Here is an 18,446-nt window from a genome sequence, read left to right as displayed (position 1 = left end):
GAGGGCCGCAAAGCGGGCAGATGCAGCCAAACAATCTGTGACTGGCACGTGCCTCGGAATCGCCTTGTACCACAAGGTAATTGGGGGCATCTGCTCGCGCAGGTGTGAGAAATGCGGGCTAGTTGCTGATCTGCTGTTGCACCCAGTTGGCGACCGCCTTGATCACCGCCGCATCGACGTGGCTGGCCTGCGCGTAGTCGGCTGGGCCCGGCGCCTGCCCCGCAGGCATGAACAGATGGCTGAGTCCCGGAAAACTCTGGCTGCGGAAGTGGGGGTTGCCCTTGAAAGCATCTACCCAGCGACGGTAGTCGTCGGTCATCGTCACTTGATAGTCACTTTCGCCCTGGAGCAGCAGGATCGGCAGCTGGCGTTCCTGCGCAGCAGTGATGGGCTGATAGCCCTCCAGGTCCAGCCAATAGGCGGCCGGCGCTCCGATCAGCAGCTTGGGATCGTCACGATCCCCGGCAGTCAGTGCATCGATTTGGTCGAGCGTGGATTGCATCTGCGCCATCGACGCTTCTTCCTCGGCACTGACGTTGCCATCCAGTTGGGCGATGTACTTCATCTGCTGGGGAATGATCTCGGTCAGCCCGCGCGCTGGCGCGGCCAGCAGGATCATCCCCGCCACCGGCGTGACAGCGGCGATGCGTGGTGCCAGCATTGCGCCGAGGCTGTGGCCGAGCACGAACAGCGGGCGCTCGGACAGTTCGGGCTGCGCCGCCAGCAGCGCCAACGCCGCGACCGCGTCGTCGATGACTTCTTCTTTCACGGTGAAGGGCTTGCCGGCAAAGCTGGCGGCATTGACCTGGCTGCGCTTGTCGTAGCGCAGCACGGCAATCCCTTGCTTGGCCAGGCCGTGTGCCAGATCGCGGAAGGGCTTGTTGGGACCGATGGTCTCGTCGCGATCATGACTGCCGGAACCGTGCACCAGGACCACGCCGGCGATTGGCTGTGCCTTCCTCGGCAAGGTCAGTAGCCCGGGGAGCTGGATGTTGCCGGTGGTCACGGTGATTGCGCGTTCTGTCCAGTGCTCCGATGGCTCGATGGCTGCGGCGGCGGGCGCAGTTCCCGGTCGTATCCACAGTCCGCTGAGCTGGCCCTCGGGGTTGCAGCTGACCGACAGATCCAGCCAGGCCTTGGCGTGTTGCAGTGGCAGCACGACATTCGTGCCCTGAGTTCCGGCACTGATCCGGGCGGGGCCTGTGCTCAGGCGCTCGCCGACCTGTCTGGGCAGGGTTTGCCAGATCTCACCCAGTTGCTCGGCGCTCAGGGCATCGCGCATCTTCGGGTTGAAGTCGGCCCGGGCCTGTTCAAACTCGCCGGCGTCCAGTGCCGCGAGCACAGCCTCGGCACGTCCCAGGCAAGCGTCGTCCTCGGCGCGGACGGACAGTGAACTCAGCAACAGGCCGCAGCCACAGGCTGCGCCGGCCAAGGCGAAGGAGGTATTCATGTGATGCTCCCGGCTGAGCCGGCGACTGCCGGCCTTGATGGATCAGCTTGGTTCGGTGTCAGGGTCGACAGCGGGCGACTTCAGTCGCCCGCTGCGACGCAGCGCATCTCGCAGCACATACTCGATCTGAGCATTCAGGCTGCGCAGCTCGTCATCCGCCCAGCGCTGCGCCGCCTCGAGGATCTCGGCATTGATGCGCAGCGGGTAGGCTTTGCGTTCGGCCATCATCAATCAGCCGTAGAGGCTGCCCGCATTCACCACCGGTTGGGCGTCGTTGTCGCTGCACAGCACCACCAGCAGATTGCTGACCATCGAGGCCTTGCGCTCTTCATCCAGATCGATGACGCCGCGCTTGCTCAGCTGTTCAAGCGCCATCTCGACCATGCTGACCGCGCCCTCGACGATCCGGGTACGGGCCGCGATGACCGCGTCGGCCTGCTGGCGGCGGAGCATGGCGTTGGCGATCTCCGGCGCATAAGCCAGGTGACTGATGCGCGCTTCGATGACCTTGACGCCAGCCTGCGCCAGCCGCTCCTGAATCTCGCCCAGCAGATTCTCGGAGACCTCCTTGGAATGGCTGCGCAGGGCGATCTTGCTCTCGTCATGGGCATCGTAGGGGTAGCTGGTCGCCATCTGCCGCAAGGCCGACTCGGACTGCACGTGCACAAAGTTCTCGAAATCATCGACCAGGAACAGGGCTTCGGCCGAATCCACCACCTGCCAGACCACCACGGCGGCGATCTCGATCGGTGAACCTTCCAGTTCATTGACCTTGAGCTTGCTCGATTCGAAGTTGCGCACCCGCAACGAGACCGCACGCTTGGAATAGAAGGGATTGGCCCAGCGCAAGCCCTCATCACGCACGGTGCCCACATAGCGGCCGAAGAGCTGCAGCACCACGGCATTGTTGGGCTGCACCATGAACAGGCCAAACAGCAGGAAGAACTCGACGAATCCCAGCAGGGCCAGCACTGCGGCCAGCGCAACCGATTGCGCGGCGAGCGAGCTGATGAAGCCGGCGACGGTGGCGATCAGGGTGGCCAGCAGAATCAGCAGCACCGGAATGCCGGCCCAGGTCGATTTGCGGATTTCTTTGGTCATGAGTGTCTCTCCGGGTTGGTGAGTGAAAGATATCATTGTGATATCAGTCTGCAATAGGCCGGATGGCAGGGTGCGTAGGCAAGCCCAGTCGCTGAGGCAGGTCGCGGCCAGAAGCTGAATGCAGGAAAAGCAGAGCAAACACGAAGGAGAGCGCCCAGATCGTTGGGATGCTCTGAATCGCCTGTCATGTGTCTGCCGGGCGCGGCCCGCGAACCTCTCAGTGGCGTCATTGCGAGCCGCGTGTGTCGGCGCGTGCAGACGAGCGATGAACTCCAGCGTCATTGCGAGCCACCTGTGTCGGCCCGACACTGCCCACGGGCCATGAACCCGCCGTCGTAGGTCATGTTGTCCGCGTCAGCGGACTACGTGATATCGAGTTGCGTCACGTAGCTCGCTGCGCGAGCAACGTGACCTACAACAGCAAATCAACAATTTACGATATGGGTTCATGGAGAGCGCAGCGAAGCAATCCAGAAGCGCACCCTCAGAAGCACTGGATTGCTTCGTCACTCCGTTCCTCGCAATGACGCCTCAATAACCTGGGCTACGGCAATCAGCCGGCGAAGCCGCCGGCGGCCAGGAAGGCCTTCTCTTCTGCAGTGGCGACTCGTCCCAAGACCGGATTGCGGTGCGGAAAGCGCCCGAAGCGCTCGATGATCTCGCAGTGCTCGCGGGCATAGCTCAGTGCCGATCCACCCAGTACCTCAAACAGCGCGACACAGCGACGCTGCAGGGCAAGGTCCTCGGCATGCATCAGGCTCATGTAGCAGAAAGGTCGCAGCTCCGGGTCCACCTGCTGATCCATGCCAGCGTCGATGGCGGCCAGTGCGAAGTGGCGCGCCAGGGGATCGGTGGCGTAGGCATGGGCATTGCCGCGATAGACATTGCGCGGTAGTTGATCGAGCAGAATCTGCAAGGCCAGCGCGCCCTCGGCGTTGTCGTTCCAGCGGTCGAGCTGGCGCTCGGCAGCCTGCAGATGGGCCGAGTGGAAGCGTGCGGTCAGAGCGCGATCGAAATTGTTGTCCTTCTTGAACCAACGCGATGGTCCGGCTTCGCGCCAGAACAGCACGATGGCCGCGGCGGTGGGCCCGGCGGTGTTGGCGGTGTACTTGCTCATCGGTGATCCGGATCAGGGGCGGGAATGCAGAGGCCGCATCTTAGCCTTTGCACGACTGTGGCGAGTCGCGGTCGCGGCTGCTGGGGCGTTTGGTCGTGCATCGAACGGGGCGGCAGGGGGGCGGGGGGGCAGCCTCGCGGCAAGGTCAGGCCGTGCGTCGTGATTGTTGCTGTAATCCTGGCAGGGTCCGTGCAAGCTGGCGTAGGCCGGGTCCTCGCGTCGGCATCGCCCGCCCTGGCCTCAGGCTACATACGCGAGGCGCCCGGCGCATTGCGACAGACAGAGCCGCGGCCGCCGGCGCGAATACCCACCTGGTACTCGCCCAAGTCCACGCGCGCCGGAGCCGCGCTACGGCGAGGTGCCTTCGCCCGGGTGCCCGTGTGACCCCGACCTACTCGCCGATATCCTCGTTCCACAATTCCGGCTTGTCGCGCATGAAGCCGCGCATCAGTTCCACGCAGCGGGGATCGTCCACGACCGTGAGCTGCACGCCGCGGCTGGCGAGGTGGGCTTCCTCGCCCATGAAACTGCGATTCTCGCCGATGATCACTCGCGGAATGCCGTACAGGAGGATGGCACCCGAACACATCGGACAGGGCGAGAGCGTGGTGTAGAGGGTGCATTCGCGGTAGATCTTCGCCGGCAATCGACCAGCGTTTTCGAGTGCATCCATTTCGCCGTGGAGCACGGTGCTGCCTTTCTGCACCCGACGGTTGTGGCCGCGACCGATGATGCGGCCCTCATGGACGATCACCGAACCGATCGGAATGCCGCCCTCGGCGAGACCCGCTTCAGCTTCGTCGATGGCGGCTTGCAGAAAGGGATCCATGTGCGGCTCCTGCTCAGCCCTGACGCGAACGGGTGGCGACGGCTGCGCCGATGCCGAGCATCGCCAGCGCCAGCAGCAGCAGGCTGAGACCGCCCGGTCCGGGCACGCCGGTGGGCCGGGTTCCGGCCGACAGCACGCTGGTCTGAGACTGCGCCACGGTGATTTCGATAGGGCCGCCGCTGGTGGTCTCGGTCCAGCCCTTGGTCACTGCCAGGGCGCGCCAGGCGCGCCGATAAAGCAGGCGCGCTTCGACGGTGATCTCGGTGCCCACCGGCAGATCGGCCGGGATGGCGAAGGCATAGTTGCTGAGGTCGGTCGCGCCCGAGGGAATGATGGTGTTCTCGGCCACCGCCTCGGCGTCGATGAACAGCACCGGTCGCACCACCGGGCCCTGATCGTTGATCCGGCCTTCGAGCACCTTGGCGAAACCCTTGCCCGGCTGGCCGGCCAGATCGCCCGGCTGCACGCCCGGAACATTGTCGTCCGCATACCAGGGCACCACTGGTCCACCGGTCTGCGTCAGGGGCAGGCCATTGGCGCGTACGTCCAGCACCAGCAGGGCGTTGCGCACCGACACGCCGGCCGGGAAGCTGTGGCCTGCACCGCGGTTCTCGACTTCGGCGTTGACCAGCAACTGGCCCGCACTTTCGCTGACGCTGGTGCGCAGCAGGATGGCCTGTGACAAGGTGGTCGGCGTGGAACCGATGAAGTCGTGGCGGTGGCGCTGGCTGGCGGGACGATCGAAACCGGCAGTGATGGCGATCGGGCCGGCGTCGGCCTCGTTCGGCATATGGCAGTCCTGACAGCTCTTGAAGTTGGGGCCGGCCACGGCATAGGGCGACGACAGCCATTCCAGATAGGTGTTCTGGCCCGGGGCGCCGTTGTCGGGCCGCACATACTGGTGACAGCCGGCGCAGATCAGCGATTGCCCGAACTGGGTCTGCAGGCTGTTGCGCATGGTGCCGGCTTCAACATCAGGCAGGTTGCCGTAGACGTACAGGCCGGTAACGTAATCCGGATCATCCGGGAAGCGATAGATCACCTTGCCGTTGACGTGGGCGATTCCATTGATGAAAGCGTCGTCCACATGAGATTGCTGGTGGCAACCCAGACAGCTGACACCATCCAGGCCCGGCCCGGTCGAAATCGCGTCATAGGCCAACTGGCCCGGCGTGAACACATCCTCCATCGGCGCATGGCAGGAGGCGCAGAAACCGGATTCACCAGGATCGTGCAGATTCTTGAACACATAACCGGCGCTGCCGCCGGGCGTGCCGGTGCCCGCATACAGATCGAGCACCCAGGTATTGCGGGCGGCGCCGGCATGTCTGGAGGTCGACCACTGCTCATGCTGTTCGGTATGGCAGGCGGCGCAGACGCTGGCGTTGAGCGGCACATAACTGGCATTGCTGGCGCTGGGAATCCGCGCCAGTCGCACTTCGACATTGGTCAGTCCGTCCACCGCAAAGGCGACATTGGTGACGTAATTGACCGGCGCATTGTGCTGATAGGCCACAGCGGCGCCGATATTGACCGGACCCGCGGGCGAGACGTTGAGCGTGAACTCGCCGTTGGCATTGCTGGTGGTGGTCGGCGCGTCGGTAGCCTGCACCCGCACCAGAGCGCCGGCGATCGGCAGACCGGTCGAATCATCGACAACACGGCCGCTGATGGCCGCCAGGCATTGCCCCGAAACGGCGATGAGCAATAGGGCGCCAATGGCAGCGCTGTGCCTACTTCGAATCATGCGTGAGCTATCCGGGTTCGTTTGCCTGGCTGCGGATGTTAGCAAGAGCGGGCATGAAGGTCGCCCGCGGAGCTGTGATCCGCGACGCTCTCTCGTGCCCTCGTGCCCTCGTGCCCTCGTGCCCTCCGGCCTCAGGACGCCACCAGCTTCAAGAAGTCCGGGCTGACCGCGAGCCGGATCGCGTCCAGGCGCACGCGCGCCTGCGGCAGCGCCGCGCGCAAGGCGGTAAGCCGCATCGCCAAGGCTTCGATTTCGGCATCGCGGACGCTGGGATTGACCCGTTTCAGCGCGGTCAGGCGCTCGAACTCGCCGCCGAGTTCGCGTTCCAGGGTCTCGGTGGCAGCGGCGATCAATCCCTGCGCCTCGGCGCTGGCGCGCTCCTCGGCGGCCTTTTTCATCGGCGGTACCAGCGCGCTCAGAATCGGCCTGAACTTGGCCAGGTCGACGGGCTTGTCGTCGGAGCGGGTCATCGCCTGTGGCGCCGGTGCGTAGTCGCGCGGGATCAGCTTGGAGTCGACCGTGACCGTGATCGGCTGTGGTGGCAGATAGCGCTCGACATCGAGTGCGCGATCGGCCACGCATTCGAGCAGGAACACGCCGGTGATCCAGGCCGAGCGCGGTGGCAGGCTGGGATCGACCAGGAAGGCGGCGTTGCCGGTCTCGCTGCTGATCAGCAGTTCGATGGTGGCGCTGACCAGCGGGTGATCCATGCGCAGCAGCGGCAGATCTTCGCGGGAGAGCGCGGTCTCGCGGTCAAACGTCACCGTCATCGGCCCTTCGGCCGGCCACGGGAAGTCTTCGCTCGACAGGTATTCGGGGTCGAGGCGGTGATTGCGACCGCCCATCTCTTCGGTCTCGATGCCGTACTGCTCGAACAGCCGCAGCACGAAATCGTCCTCGTCGCGGCGGGTGTCGCCGGCGGCCAGAGCCATCCGCAGCATCGCACCGCGATCGCCAAAGCGGGTCGCCAGTTCCAGCAGGCGATCGCGGCCCTCGGCAATGGTGCGACTCAGCGTCTCGTGGGCGCTGCGGGTCTCGGCGATCAGCTGACTCAGCGGCGCGCCAGCGGTGTCTTCGCCATCGGCATGGGCCAGCGCCAGTTCGATCACGCGGGCACCGAAGCGTTGGTACAGTTCGCGGCCATCGGCCGGGCTGGTGCGCAGCGCGTCCAGCGCTTCGGCATACCAGCGCGCCAGCGCTTCCTGCGCGGTACCCGGCAGCACCGCGTGGTGCAGTTCCACATCAGCGGTCTGGCCGATGCGGTCGAGGCGACCGATGCGCTGCTCCAGCAGGTCCGGATCGGCCGGGATGTCCCAGAGCACCAGATGATGGGCGAACTGGAAATTACGGCCTTCGGAGCCGATTTCCGAGCACAGCAGCACTCGAGCGCCGTCTTCCTGGGCAAAGTAGGCGGCGTTGCGATCGCGCTGGGCCAGACTCAGGCCTTCGTGGAAGCGGGCGACGCGGGCGCCACTCTTCAGGCGCAGTGCGGCTTCCAGCAGTTCGACCTTGGCCCGGGTACGGCAGATCAGCAGCAGCTTGGCGGGCGCCAGACGCTCGATCAGCTCGGTCAGCCAGTGCAGCCGTGGATCGCGAGTCAGCGCCAGAACTGCCGGCTGAACGGCATCGGCGGCATCACCCTCGGCGGCAGGCTGCAGGGTCAGCGGCACCGGCGGCGCGCGCAGGCCGACGTCGGTTTCGAATTCCTGGCGCAGGCTGGCCAGGTATTCCTCCTGGTCCTCATGCGGCAGATGCAGGGTGTGCAGATGGGCCACGCGATTGGGAAAGCCGCCGACGCTGGCGCGGCGATTGCGATACATCACCCGGCCGGTGCCGTGGCGATCAATCAAGGCGCCGAGCAGTCGCTGCCGGGTCTTGCCATCGGCGTCGGCTTTGACCATGTCGAGCAGGGCTTCCTCGTCGCTGAGCACGCTGCGCAGGTTCTTCAGGGTCTTGGCATCGAGCTTGTCGTCACTGAGCAGGGCCTCGCCCAGTCTGGAGATGGCGTGGTAGCTCTGCGCTTCCTTCTCGAAATGCGCCAGATCGTTGTAACGCGCCGGATCGAGCAGCCGCAGCCGCGCAAAATGGCCGCTGCGGCCCAGTTGCTCCGGCGTAGCGGTCAACAGCACCACGCTGGGACATTGCAGGGCGAGCTGTTCGGCCAGGGCGTACTCGGGCGAGGTGTCTTCCGGCGACCAGGCCAGATGATGGGCTTCGTCAACCACCATCAGATCCCAGCCGGCTTCGACGATCTGCCGTGCGCGCTTGCTGCTGCCGGTCAGGAAGCCGAGATCCGTCAGGATGAACTGGTCATCCTGGAAGGGATTCTTGCTGTCGTCGGACTGCTCGATGGAATCGGCGCGCTCGGCATCGAAGATCGAAAAACGCAGATTGAAACGCCGCAGCAGTTCCACAAACCACTGGTACATCAGCGCTTCAGGCACCAGCACCAGCACCCGCTGGGCGCGGCCGCTGGCGATCATCTTCGACAGGATCAGACCGGCCTCGATGGTCTTGCCCAGGCCCACTTCATCGGCCAGCAGCACCCGCGGTTGCGGTTGAGCAATCGCCGCTTCGACGACCGCCAGCTGATGTGGCAGCAGGGAAATGCGGGCGCTGTTGATGCCCCAGCTCGGTGCCGAGCGTGCCTGCGCGCGTCGCGCCAGGGCTTCACAGCGAATGGCGAAGCGCACGCTGGTGTCGGTGCGGCCGGCGGTCAGGCGCTCATCGGCAGCGCTGGCGGCCTGCACGTCATCCAGCTGAGGCTCCGATATCCAGGATTCGCCGCAGCGATAGAACATCAGTCCCTCGCGGTCCTGGGTGTCCTCCACATCCAGCATCTCGCCTTCGACACTGATCTGGTCGCCGACGCGGAACTCGGCTCGCGACAGGGGTGCCGAGGTCAGGGCATAGCGACGCAACATGCCGGCCTTGGTAAACAACAGCTCCAAAGCGCGGTTGTCGACCTTCTTGATGGTGCCCAACCCGAGTTCGGGTTCGGCGGTGGAATACCAGCGTTGGCCGGGGACTAAGCGAAAGGTCATGGTTTGACTAGCGATATCCAGATGGGCGAGGGGCGTTGCGTTTCAGCGGAACGGGCCTGCGTGATGGGATGACAGCTCGGCCCGGTGCTGAACCTGCGGGGAGCGGGCAAATGAGAGACGCGGGATCATCAGCGGCACCGGCAGTGGGTGGGTTCCTTGCCCTTGCGTGCAGCGAACGGGGCAAGTGCGCACGGAGTGCTCATTATCCCCCTCATTGCGAGCCTGTGGCATCCGCGGCGGCATCTTCCACCCGATCGACCCGCACGATGATGCCGAGTGCCGGATGATCGATGTAATGCAGTTCGCCGTAATTGACAATGCGTTTGCTGTTCAGGCGGAAACGCTGCTCTCCGGTGGCGCGGCCGCCCTTGCGCGACTCCACCCGCAGCAAGGCATCCACATGGACTTCGACACCGCGCCCGAATCGCAGCCTGAGATCGCCATCCAGTTCCGGATTGGCCGTGGCCAGAACACCACGTTCGGGATCGCTGCTACGCACCTCCGCGCGGCCGCGCAGGCGCACAGGCCGGGTGCTGCCGGCATCCTGCTGCCAGCCCACGTGCAGCAGCGCGCGGGTGCGCGCATTTCGGGCCAGGGCGTCATAGGCTCCGCCGAGCTTGAGTGCTTCGCGCGGCAGGGCCGAATACACCGCTCCACCTTCACCCAGCAGCATGCCACTGTAGACCGGATCGGGATCGGCCGGACTCAGCGCCGACCCGCTGTCGGGGTTGTTGTAGGCGAACGCCAGCACTTCGATCTGAATGCGATTGGATTGGGCGCAGGCACTGCCGGCGGCGAACAGCGCCAGTACGAGAAGGAGCAACGAGGGCACGAGGGCAAGAGGGCGCGAGGGCTTGGACGAGGGCACGAAAAAGCGGGCTAGATTGGCGAGGATCGCTTTCAGACGGGCAAATCCCGAATGGCCTTCGCGCCGACGCTCTTGCGTGCCCTCGTGCCCTCGTGCCCTCGCGCCCTCGTGGCCGTGCCCTCGCGCCCTCGTGCCCTCGTGGCCGCACCCTCGCACGCTCGTGCCCTCGTCATAACATCCGTTCATCCCTGTCCTCCCAGCATGCCGATCAGCTCATGTGCGATTTTCAGTCGCTCCGCGCCAGTATCCATCGCCCGCTTCAACTTTAACTTGTCCTGGCCCTCAAAGGCGTACCGCTTGGGCTCGCGTTGCACCAGACGGATCAGATTGGTCGGATCGACCCGGGTCTTGGCGGCAAACAGCACGCGACCACCATTGGGGCCGAGTTCCAGCTTGCGGATGCCCAGCGCCTGGGCGCGCTGCTTCAGTTTGGTGATGATGAACAGGTGGCGCGCCGGCTCGGGCAACATGCCGAAGCGATCGATCATTTCCACCTGCAGTTCGTCGAGATCGGCCTCGTCACGGGCACTGCTGATGCGCTTGTACAGCACCAGTCGCGCGTGCACATCGGGTAGATAGTCGTCCGGAATCAGCGCCGAGATGCCCAGCTGGATCTCCACGCCGCGGTCGATGGCGGCGTCTGGATCATCCGGAATCCGACCTTCCCTGACCGCGCGGACAGCGCGTTCCAGCATTTCGGTGTACAGCGTGAAACCCACCGCCTCGATCTCTCCTGACTGGCCCTCGCCCAGCAATTCGCCGGCGCCGCGGATCTCCAGATCGTGGGTGGACAGGGTAAAGCCGGCGCCCAGCTCCTCCAGCGAGGCGATCGCATCCAGGCGCTTCTGGGCGTCGCCGGTGATCGATTTCTTGTGCGGCACCACCAGATAGGCAAAGGCGCGGTGGTGTGAGCGCCCGACTCGACCGCGCAACTGGTGCAACTGCGACAGGCCGAAACGGTCGGCACGATTGATGATGATGGTATTGGCGGTGGGAACGTCGATGCCGCTCTCGATGATCGTGGTGCATACCAGCACATTGAAACGCTGCCGGTAGAAATCGAGCATGGCCTGTTCCAGCTCGCGCTCGGGCATCTGTCCATGGGCGACGCGGATGCGCGCCTGCGGGATCAGTGCCTCGACCTCGCGCGCGGTCTTCTCGATGCTCTCGACTTCGTTGTGCAGGAAATACACCTGGCCGCCGCGACCGAGCTCGCGCTCGAAAGCCTCGCGCAGCAGTTGCGGATCCCACTGGGCGATGAAGGTCTTCACCGCCAGCCGATGCTGTGGCGGCGTGGCAATGATGCTGAGATCGCGTAGCCCGGTCAGCGCCATGTTCAGCGTGCGCGGAATCGGGGTGGCAGTGAGCGTCAGCAGATCGACCTCGGCCCGCAACTTCTTCAGTTGCTCCTTCTGACGGACGCCGAAGCGCTGTTCCTCATCGACGATGACCAGACCGAGCTGCTTGAACTTCACATCATCCTGAATCAATCGATGGGTGCCGACCATGACGTCGACCTTGCCCTCGGCCAGCTCATTCAAGGCCTGCTTGATTTCCTTGGCGCTCTTGAAGCGCGACAGCACTTCCACCCGGATCGGCCAGTCGGCGAAGCGATCGGCAAAATTGCGATAGTGCTGTTCGGCCAGCAGCGTGGTTGGTACCAGCACGGCAACCTGACGGCCGGCCTGGGCGGCGACAAAAGCTGCGCGCAGCGCCACCTCGGTCTTGCCAAAGCCGACGTCGCCGCAGACCACCCGATCCATGGGCTGCGGCCTGACCAGATCAGCCAGTACCGCCTCGATGGCGGCGGCCTGATCCGGCGTTTCCTCGAAGGGAAAGCCGGCCGCGAACTGCTCGTAAAGCCCGCGTTCGATGACCATGGCCTCGCCCTTGCGGGCGCGGCGCTTGGCGTAGAGTTCCAGCAGTTCGGCGGCCACATCGCGCACCTTTTCGGCGGCGCGTTTCTTGGCCTTGTCCCAGGCATCGCTGCCCAGCGAATGCAGCGGCGCATGTTCGGGGGCGCCGCCGGTGTAGCGACTGATCAGATCCAGTCCCGAGACCGGCACATAGAGCTTGTCGCCGCCGGCGTATTCGATGGTGACGAATTCGCCCGGCAGCCCGCCCACATCCAGCGTGATCAGTCCCACATAGCGGCCGACACCGTGATCGTGGTGCACCACCGGCGCACCCTCGGTAAGTTCGCTCAGATCGCGGATGATCGATTCCGGATCGCGCTCGGATTTGCGGCGGCGACGCTCCTGGCGCGCCCGTTCGCCGTACAGCTGACGTTCGGTCAGAACCGTCAGTGCCGGATCGCTGAGCGCGAAGCCGTCGGACAGGTTGGCGACTGCGATGGCCCAGCGACTGTCACCGGCGCGGAAGGCTTCCCAGCTATCGAGCGTCTGCGGTCGCAGATCACTGGCCGAGAGCAGATCGATCAGTGCTTCACGGCGGCCGGGCGAATCAGCGGCCAGCAGCACCCGGCCGCTGTAGGCTTGCAGGAAGGCCTTGAGTTCACTGGCCGGCTCCTCACCCTTGCGCAACACCGGCAGGCTGGGCGCTGGCTGCGAGCCGGTATCGGCGGCGTTCTCGAAGCCGCCGATCAGCACGCGCTCGCGTTGGTTGAGGCGTTCGCGCAGCTCGTCGGGCGGAAGATAGAGTTCGCCCGGCGGCAGGATCGGCCGTTCCAGATCGTGCCGGCGTTGCTGGTAGCGCTCGCCGGTGGCGGCGAAGAACTGATCGGCGGCGGCCAGTGCGCTGTCTTCCAGCACCAGCAGGCTGTCTTGGGGCAGATAGTCGAACAGCGTCGCGGTCTGCTCGAAAAACAGCGGCAGGTAGTACTCGATGCCCGAGGGCGCGCTGCCGTTCTTCAGATCCTGATACAGCGCCGAGCGCCGCACATCCAGGTCGAAACGCTCGCGAATCGCTTCGCGCACGCGCCTCTGATCGGGCTCGTCGAAGGGGAACTCGCGCGCGGGCAGCAACTGGATGCGATCGACAGCTCCCGCCGAGCGCTGGGTTTCCGGATCGAAGGCGCGCAGGGTGTCGATTTCGTCATCGAGCAACTCGATGCGATAGGGCACGGCCGAGCCCGCTGGATACAGATCGAGCAGGCTGCCGCGAATGGCAAAGTCGCCCGGCTCGATGACCTGTCCCACGCGGCGATAGCCGGCCTGTTCCAGACGGGCCGCCTCGCGCTCCAGATCCAGCCGATCGCCCTGTTTCAACATCAGCACCCGATCGCCGATGTAGCGCGTTGGTGGCAAGCGCTGCATCAGTGTCGAAATGGGCACCACCAGCACGCCGCGAGTGACGCTGGGCAGCCGATACAGCGTGGCGATGCGCTGGGAAACGATGTCGGGGTGCGGCGCGAACAGATCGTAGGGCAGGGTTTCCCAATCCGGGAAATGCAAGACCGGCACGCCGGGCTCGATCAGCGCCGCCAGATCCGCTTCCAGCGCATGGGCGCTGGCGGAGTCGCGAGTGGCGGCCACGATCACCCGTCCGGAAACGCGTGCGGTTTCGGTCAGGGCCAGCGCATGCGCGGCGCCATGCAGCGGGCGCCAGCGTTTCCACAGCATCGGCGCGCGTGGCAGGGGCAGAGACAGCAGGTTCGACATCGACAGCGGCGGCAAAGACATCAGGGCGCGCGAGGATAGCAGGCACGGGGCAGGGGGCACGGGGCACGGGGCGCACGGAGGCGTCGGGGCAGAAGGGTTGAAAGGCAGAAAGGCAGAAAGGCGCGAGGGCAAGAGGGCAAGAGGGCGCGAAAAGCCGGCGTCATTGCGAGCGTAGCGAAGCAATCCAGGGACGTGCGGCGCTACCCTGGATTGCTTCGTCGCTGCGCTCCTCGCAATGACGCCGTTCCCTCGCTCTTGTGGGTCCAGACTTGTCTGGACGCTCTTGGTGCATGGCTGCAGAAGCGTCCAGACAAGTCTGGACCCACAAGAGCCCGAAGCCCTTAGCCTTTTCCTGTGCCCTGTGCCCTGTGCCCTGTGCCCTGTGCCCTGTGCCCTGTGCCCTGTGCCCTGTACCCTGTGCCCTGTGCCCTGTGCCCCGTGCCCCGTGCCCTCGTGCCCCGTGCCCTCGTGCCCCGTGCCCCGTGCCCCGTGCCTAGTCCAGAAACTCACTCAGTGGCGCTGGTCGGCCCACGAAGAAGCCCTGGGCATAGTCAAAGCCGATTTCGCGCACGTGTTCCAGGGTTTCGGCGTCTTCCACGTGCTCGGCCACCGTACGCTTGCCGAGCAGATGGGCGATTTCATTGATCGAGCGGGCCATGGCCCGATCCTCGGCCGAATGGGCGATGTCCTTGATGAAGGCGCCGTCGACCTTGACCACGTCAAAGGGCAGGCGCCGCAGATACTGATACGACGACCAGCCAGAACCGAAATCGTCCAGAACCATGGACAGCCCGCTGTCGGCCAGTCGCTGCATGCCCACGGTGGCTTCGGCCAGTTGCGCGATCGCAGCGGTCTCGGTCAGTTCTATGCACAGCTGCGACATGGGCATCGGTTGCTGTTGCAGCGTTTCCAGAATCTCGTCGATGAAATCGGGGTCCACGATATTGCGAGCGGAGACGTTGAAGGCGATGCGAAAGCCTTGTCGACCCTTGGCATCGCGCAGGCTGCGGGTGAGTTCCTGCAGCACAAAGCGGTCCAGGGTCATGATCTGGCCGTAGCGCTCGGCGGCAACGATGAAATCTCCGGGCAGGGCGACGCCATTCTCGGTGCGCATGCGCAGCAGGATTTCGAGGTAATCCGGATCGGCCTTGGCGCGTTCGCTGAGTGAAACGGCCCGCTGGCCGTAGAGCATCAGCGACTGGGTTTTCAGCGAGCTTTCGACCCTTCCAACCCAGTCCAGACTCTCGCGCATCTGGCTGAGGAGGGTGTCGTCGGCCTGATGCAGATAGAGACGGCCGCGGCCAGAGTCCTTCGCCGCCCTGCAGGCGCGTTCGGCATCGGCGAGTAGGCGTTCGGGCGAGGTGCAGCTGTCCTCGGCCACGACCAGACCCATGCTGACAGTCATGCGGATGCTGGTGCCTTCCAGGCTGAGGTCGAGCGCATTCAACTGATCGAGCAGCGCCTGAGCGTTGCGTCTGGATGCCGTTGGCCCCACACCCTCGAGAACGACTGCAAACTCGTCGCCGGCGATACGGGCGCAGTAGCTCTGTCCGGATAGGGCGCGATCGGAATAGCGTTGCAGGGTATCGGCGACCGCGCGCAGTGCCAGGTCTCCGGCGGCCATGCCGTGCGACTGATTGATCACGCGCAAATGGTCCACGCCCAGCCAGAGGATGGTCAGTGGCGGTCGCTCCGGGGCTGTGGTCCAGGCGATCAGGCGACGATCCAGCTCCTTGCGGTTCAACAGGCCGGTCAGCGCGTCATGAGTCGACTGCTCTGCAAGCTGGTTGTGCATTTCCTCCATCATGCTGCGCCAGGCGCGCTCGATGACGCTGGCATCGCCCTGATCGACCACTCGGGCGCGACCGCCACGCAGGGCGTTAGCCAACTCGTCATGGCGCAGATCTTCGGCGCGGTGTCCCAGTTGGTTGACGAAAACGAAGCGGCTGCGGTCCGGTGCCATCCACGCCAGCTTGAGCAATCGGGCGTTGCTTGGGTCGGCACCGAAGGCCAGCCAGTCTCCCGATTGCAGGCCAGCCAGTTGCTTGTGCGTCGCACCTTGCTCTGCATCTGCCGCGGCTGAAGGACTGCCGTCTGTCAGATTGCCCATCACCGGACTGTGGTAGGGAACCCAGCGGACCGCCTCGCCTCGCAATGAATCTGCGAGTGCAGTCATCTGCCCAGGGAGTGCCGAGGCATCGGCGCCTTCGGCCAGCTGAGACTCGGTCAGCCATGCCAGGTGGGGCGCGGCATCCGCGACAGGTGCGCCTTCGGCCGCCAACCGCAGGGCATGATCCAGCCCCTCGATACGCTTTCTGAGTGACTCCCATTCCTCACTGTCGGCGCCATGGCGGAGCACCGTCAGCAACATCGTCGCAGCCAGTCGTTGTTCGATCACGTCGGCAAGCGCTTCGGGAATCTCGCGCCCGCCGAATCGCACCGCCAGTTCTCGCTGCACCAGCCGTCGGGCCTCCACCAATTTCTGCTGGCCGACGCAGGAATCGACCACACGTTCTTCTATGGCGTGGCCAGCCCGGCGATGTCGTCGCAGCAGTGTCTCCAACTGTTCGCAGGCAGCCCTGAGTTGCTCGGGCGTCAGTCGTTCCGATTGCTGCAGCTGTTCCAGCAATCGGGTGATGCTTTCGCCGATCTGGCGGATGGCCGGATCATTGCGTTCAGTGCAGAGGACGCTGCCGAATTCGAGCAGCGCGAACAGCTCGCGCAGATTCTCGCCGGACTCGGCGAGCCCGTCTGGATGAAGCTGGGTGGCCAGTATTGGCGCCAGCAGCGGACGGCACCAGTTGCGAAAGGTCTGTGGCAGCAGCGGATCTCGCTCGATCGCCTGTTGCAGGCGCGCCATCAGGTCTACCGCTTCCAGCTGCCGCTCGTCGGCACGGGCATCGCCATGCCCGGAGAGCATCGCCGCCTGCTCCTGGAGCTGAACGCTGAAATCAATCGCATTGGCTCCCGACAGGCCTCTGGCGATCATTTCCCGCAAGGCTTCCAGCAATGCCGCATCCGGTAGAGGAGGAGCGGGTGGCAAATCCGGATCTGGCCCGGCTGCATTTTGACCCAGAGACCAGATGGCTCGTGCGGTCGATATGGCGCTGGCCGGCGTCGGCGCAGGCATGGTCGACCGCTGTCGCGGCGCGCGCAGCGGCAAGCTCTGCGCGGCTGCAGCCGGGGCCGCAGGCGAGTTCGTCGTCCCCGGTTGGCTGCGAGTAAGGTTGCTGCTGCCGGTGCCATGGGGCATGGGTCGGCCGGGTGCGGTCGCCTCTGCCGGTGCGCGGACACCGGCGCGCTCCAGTTGCAGCTGCAGGTTCTGGTAAAAGCCGCCGAGATCAAGGACCTCCGGATGGCCGGCCAGACGCAGCAGAAACTGTTGCATGCCCGGCTCAAGTCCTCCGTCACGCGCTGCTGTCGTCAAGGCGTCCAGAATGGATTCCACGCCCAGTGCATCTGCTTCCAACTGACCCGAGGTGGCCGTCACTGCCTGCAACAGCCCTCGTAGCTGGTGCCAAGCACTCTGGGTGACGCGTTCGAGCTTGCGTGCGGATTCACTGCGCTTGAGGAAAGTCTGGGTGGTATCGTCGTCCAGCAGTTGCAGCGAGGCGATGCTGCGGTCGCGCGGTGGCAGCGCCCCGGCCCCGATCTCCCAGCGGCGCAGTAACAGCCCCAGGAACTGATTGGCGACCTCGCTCCGGGCGGCGTGCAGTTGCTCCAGCGCCATCCGTGCCGGGATTCCGGCGATTTCGACCATGGTTCCCAGGGCAATCTGATCCAGGCCGGTCTCGGCTTGCACCAGCAATCGGCGAATTCGAGGGCCTAGCCCCAGGCGAATCTGTTCGCGGATGAGTTCCAGTTGACGGCCGAGCTTTTCACTCGTCTGCAGATCTGCAGGGGCTCCGGCCGTGGCGGTCTGCTCGGCGCGCTTGATCAGGGCCTGAATCTGGGGCACCGCGGCAACGGAGTCGTCATCCAGATGCAGGCGAGTGCCCTGTTCGTCGCTGTCGCGAACGGTGCCGAGCACTTGCAGCACCAGTTGATCCTGACCATCGGTCCAGCGCAGATGCAACCGTTCTCCGGTGTCGAAAACAGGTGCCGACAGGCCCAGTCTCTGCATGTACAGGCCTTGCCCGCCAGCGCCCTTGACCACCCAGTCCGGATAATGATCAGGTCCTCGATGGACTGTCAGCTGCAGCTCCCGGGTGGGGTTCCAGGTTTGGGCAGCCGCCGATGATGGGTCTGGCAAAGTCAATGCGCTTCTCGGGCCATGCAGCGGTGCTCAGGAACAAGGGGCCGGCTGGGTCGGAGACCTGGCGGGTTCAAGGCTGCAAAGATACTGCCGATCACGAACACACGACACCTGCGCGTTGGGCTTCGGGGTCCGATCATGCCAATTTCGGCGCTGACCCACGACTGTTCGATCGTCAGTCTGAGTCCATGCCGCCCCTGACGGTGCGCTTGTTCGCGCATCAAACAGGGGCAGGGGGCGGGGGCAGGGGCCCCATGTCGCGGCACGCTCAGATCATGCGTCGAGCTTGGACCCCTGCCCCCTGCCCCTTGCCCCTTCTTTTTAAGGCTTATGAATCAGTTTGTTAGCGTATGTTTGGTGAGATTCGTGTCCGGCGGTCCTGTACAGGATCGCAGAATGGCCGATTGTCGTTTGG

Annotated in this window: 10 protein-coding genes; all 10 read right to left on the bottom strand. The window is 64.9% G+C overall.

Annotated features, from left to right (window positions below; translation table 11 throughout):
- Positions 1–118 precede the first annotated feature (118 nt).
- The 10 genes from H7A19_10610 to H7A19_10565 all read right to left on the bottom strand — a co-directional run bounded on the left by H7A19_10610 (position 119) and on the right by H7A19_10565 (position 18,034).
- Positions 119–1,450, bottom strand: coding sequence for an alpha/beta fold hydrolase (locus H7A19_10610; GenBank protein MCP5475274.1), 1,332 nt, complete (start codon positions 1,448–1,450; stop codon positions 119–121).
- A gap of 42 nt (positions 1,451–1,492) precedes the next feature.
- Positions 1,493–1,675: an Arc family DNA binding domain-containing protein gene (locus H7A19_10605; protein ID MCP5475273.1), complete on the bottom strand. Its 183-nt coding sequence runs from the start codon at positions 1,673–1,675 to the stop codon at positions 1,493–1,495.
- A 6-nt stretch (positions 1,676–1,681) separates the two neighbouring features.
- Positions 1,682–2,551: an SPFH domain-containing protein gene (locus H7A19_10600; GenBank protein MCP5475272.1), complete on the bottom strand. Its 870-nt coding sequence runs from the start codon at positions 2,549–2,551 to the stop codon at positions 1,682–1,684.
- A 553-nt stretch (positions 2,552–3,104) separates the two neighbouring features.
- On the bottom strand, positions 3,105–3,668 hold the full coding sequence (locus tag H7A19_10595) for a DUF924 family protein (protein ID MCP5475271.1): 564 nt from the start codon (positions 3,666–3,668) through the stop codon (positions 3,105–3,107).
- Positions 3,669–4,059: 391 nt separating this feature from the next.
- A complete protein-coding gene (locus H7A19_10590; protein MCP5475270.1) occupies positions 4,060–4,497 on the bottom strand; it encodes a nucleoside deaminase in 438 nt (145 codons plus the stop codon).
- A gap of 13 nt (positions 4,498–4,510) precedes the next feature.
- The gene (locus tag H7A19_10585) at positions 4,511–6,244 is read right to left on the bottom strand and encodes a carboxypeptidase regulatory-like domain-containing protein (protein MCP5475269.1); all 1,734 of its coding nucleotides are present in this window, start codon (positions 6,242–6,244) and stop codon (positions 4,511–4,513) included.
- A gap of 131 nt (positions 6,245–6,375) precedes the next feature.
- A complete protein-coding gene (rapA, locus tag H7A19_10580; GenBank protein ID MCP5475268.1) occupies positions 6,376–9,288 on the bottom strand; it encodes an RNA polymerase-associated protein RapA in 2,913 nt (970 codons plus the stop codon).
- 211 nt (positions 9,289–9,499) lie between these two features.
- A complete protein-coding gene (locus H7A19_10575) occupies positions 9,500–10,111 on the bottom strand; it encodes a hypothetical protein (protein ID MCP5475267.1) in 612 nt (203 codons plus the stop codon).
- A gap of 227 nt (positions 10,112–10,338) precedes the next feature.
- Positions 10,339–13,776, bottom strand: a complete 3,438-nt coding sequence (gene mfd, locus H7A19_10570; protein ID MCP5475266.1) for a transcription-repair coupling factor — start codon at positions 13,774–13,776, stop codon at positions 10,339–10,341.
- Between the two features lie 493 nt (positions 13,777–14,269).
- Positions 14,270–18,034 carry a DUF1631 family protein gene (locus H7A19_10565; protein MCP5475265.1) on the bottom strand — a complete coding sequence of 1,255 codons (3,765 nt, stop codon included), beginning with the start codon at positions 18,032–18,034 and terminating at the stop codon, positions 14,270–14,272.
- Between the last annotated feature and the right edge of the window lie 412 nt (positions 18,035–18,446).

The sequence above is a fragment of the Rhodanobacteraceae bacterium genome (assembly GCA_024234055.1).
Lineage (GTDB): Bacteria > Pseudomonadota > Gammaproteobacteria > Xanthomonadales > SZUA-5 > JADKFD01.
This window is presented reverse-complemented; position numbering and strand designations above follow the sequence as displayed.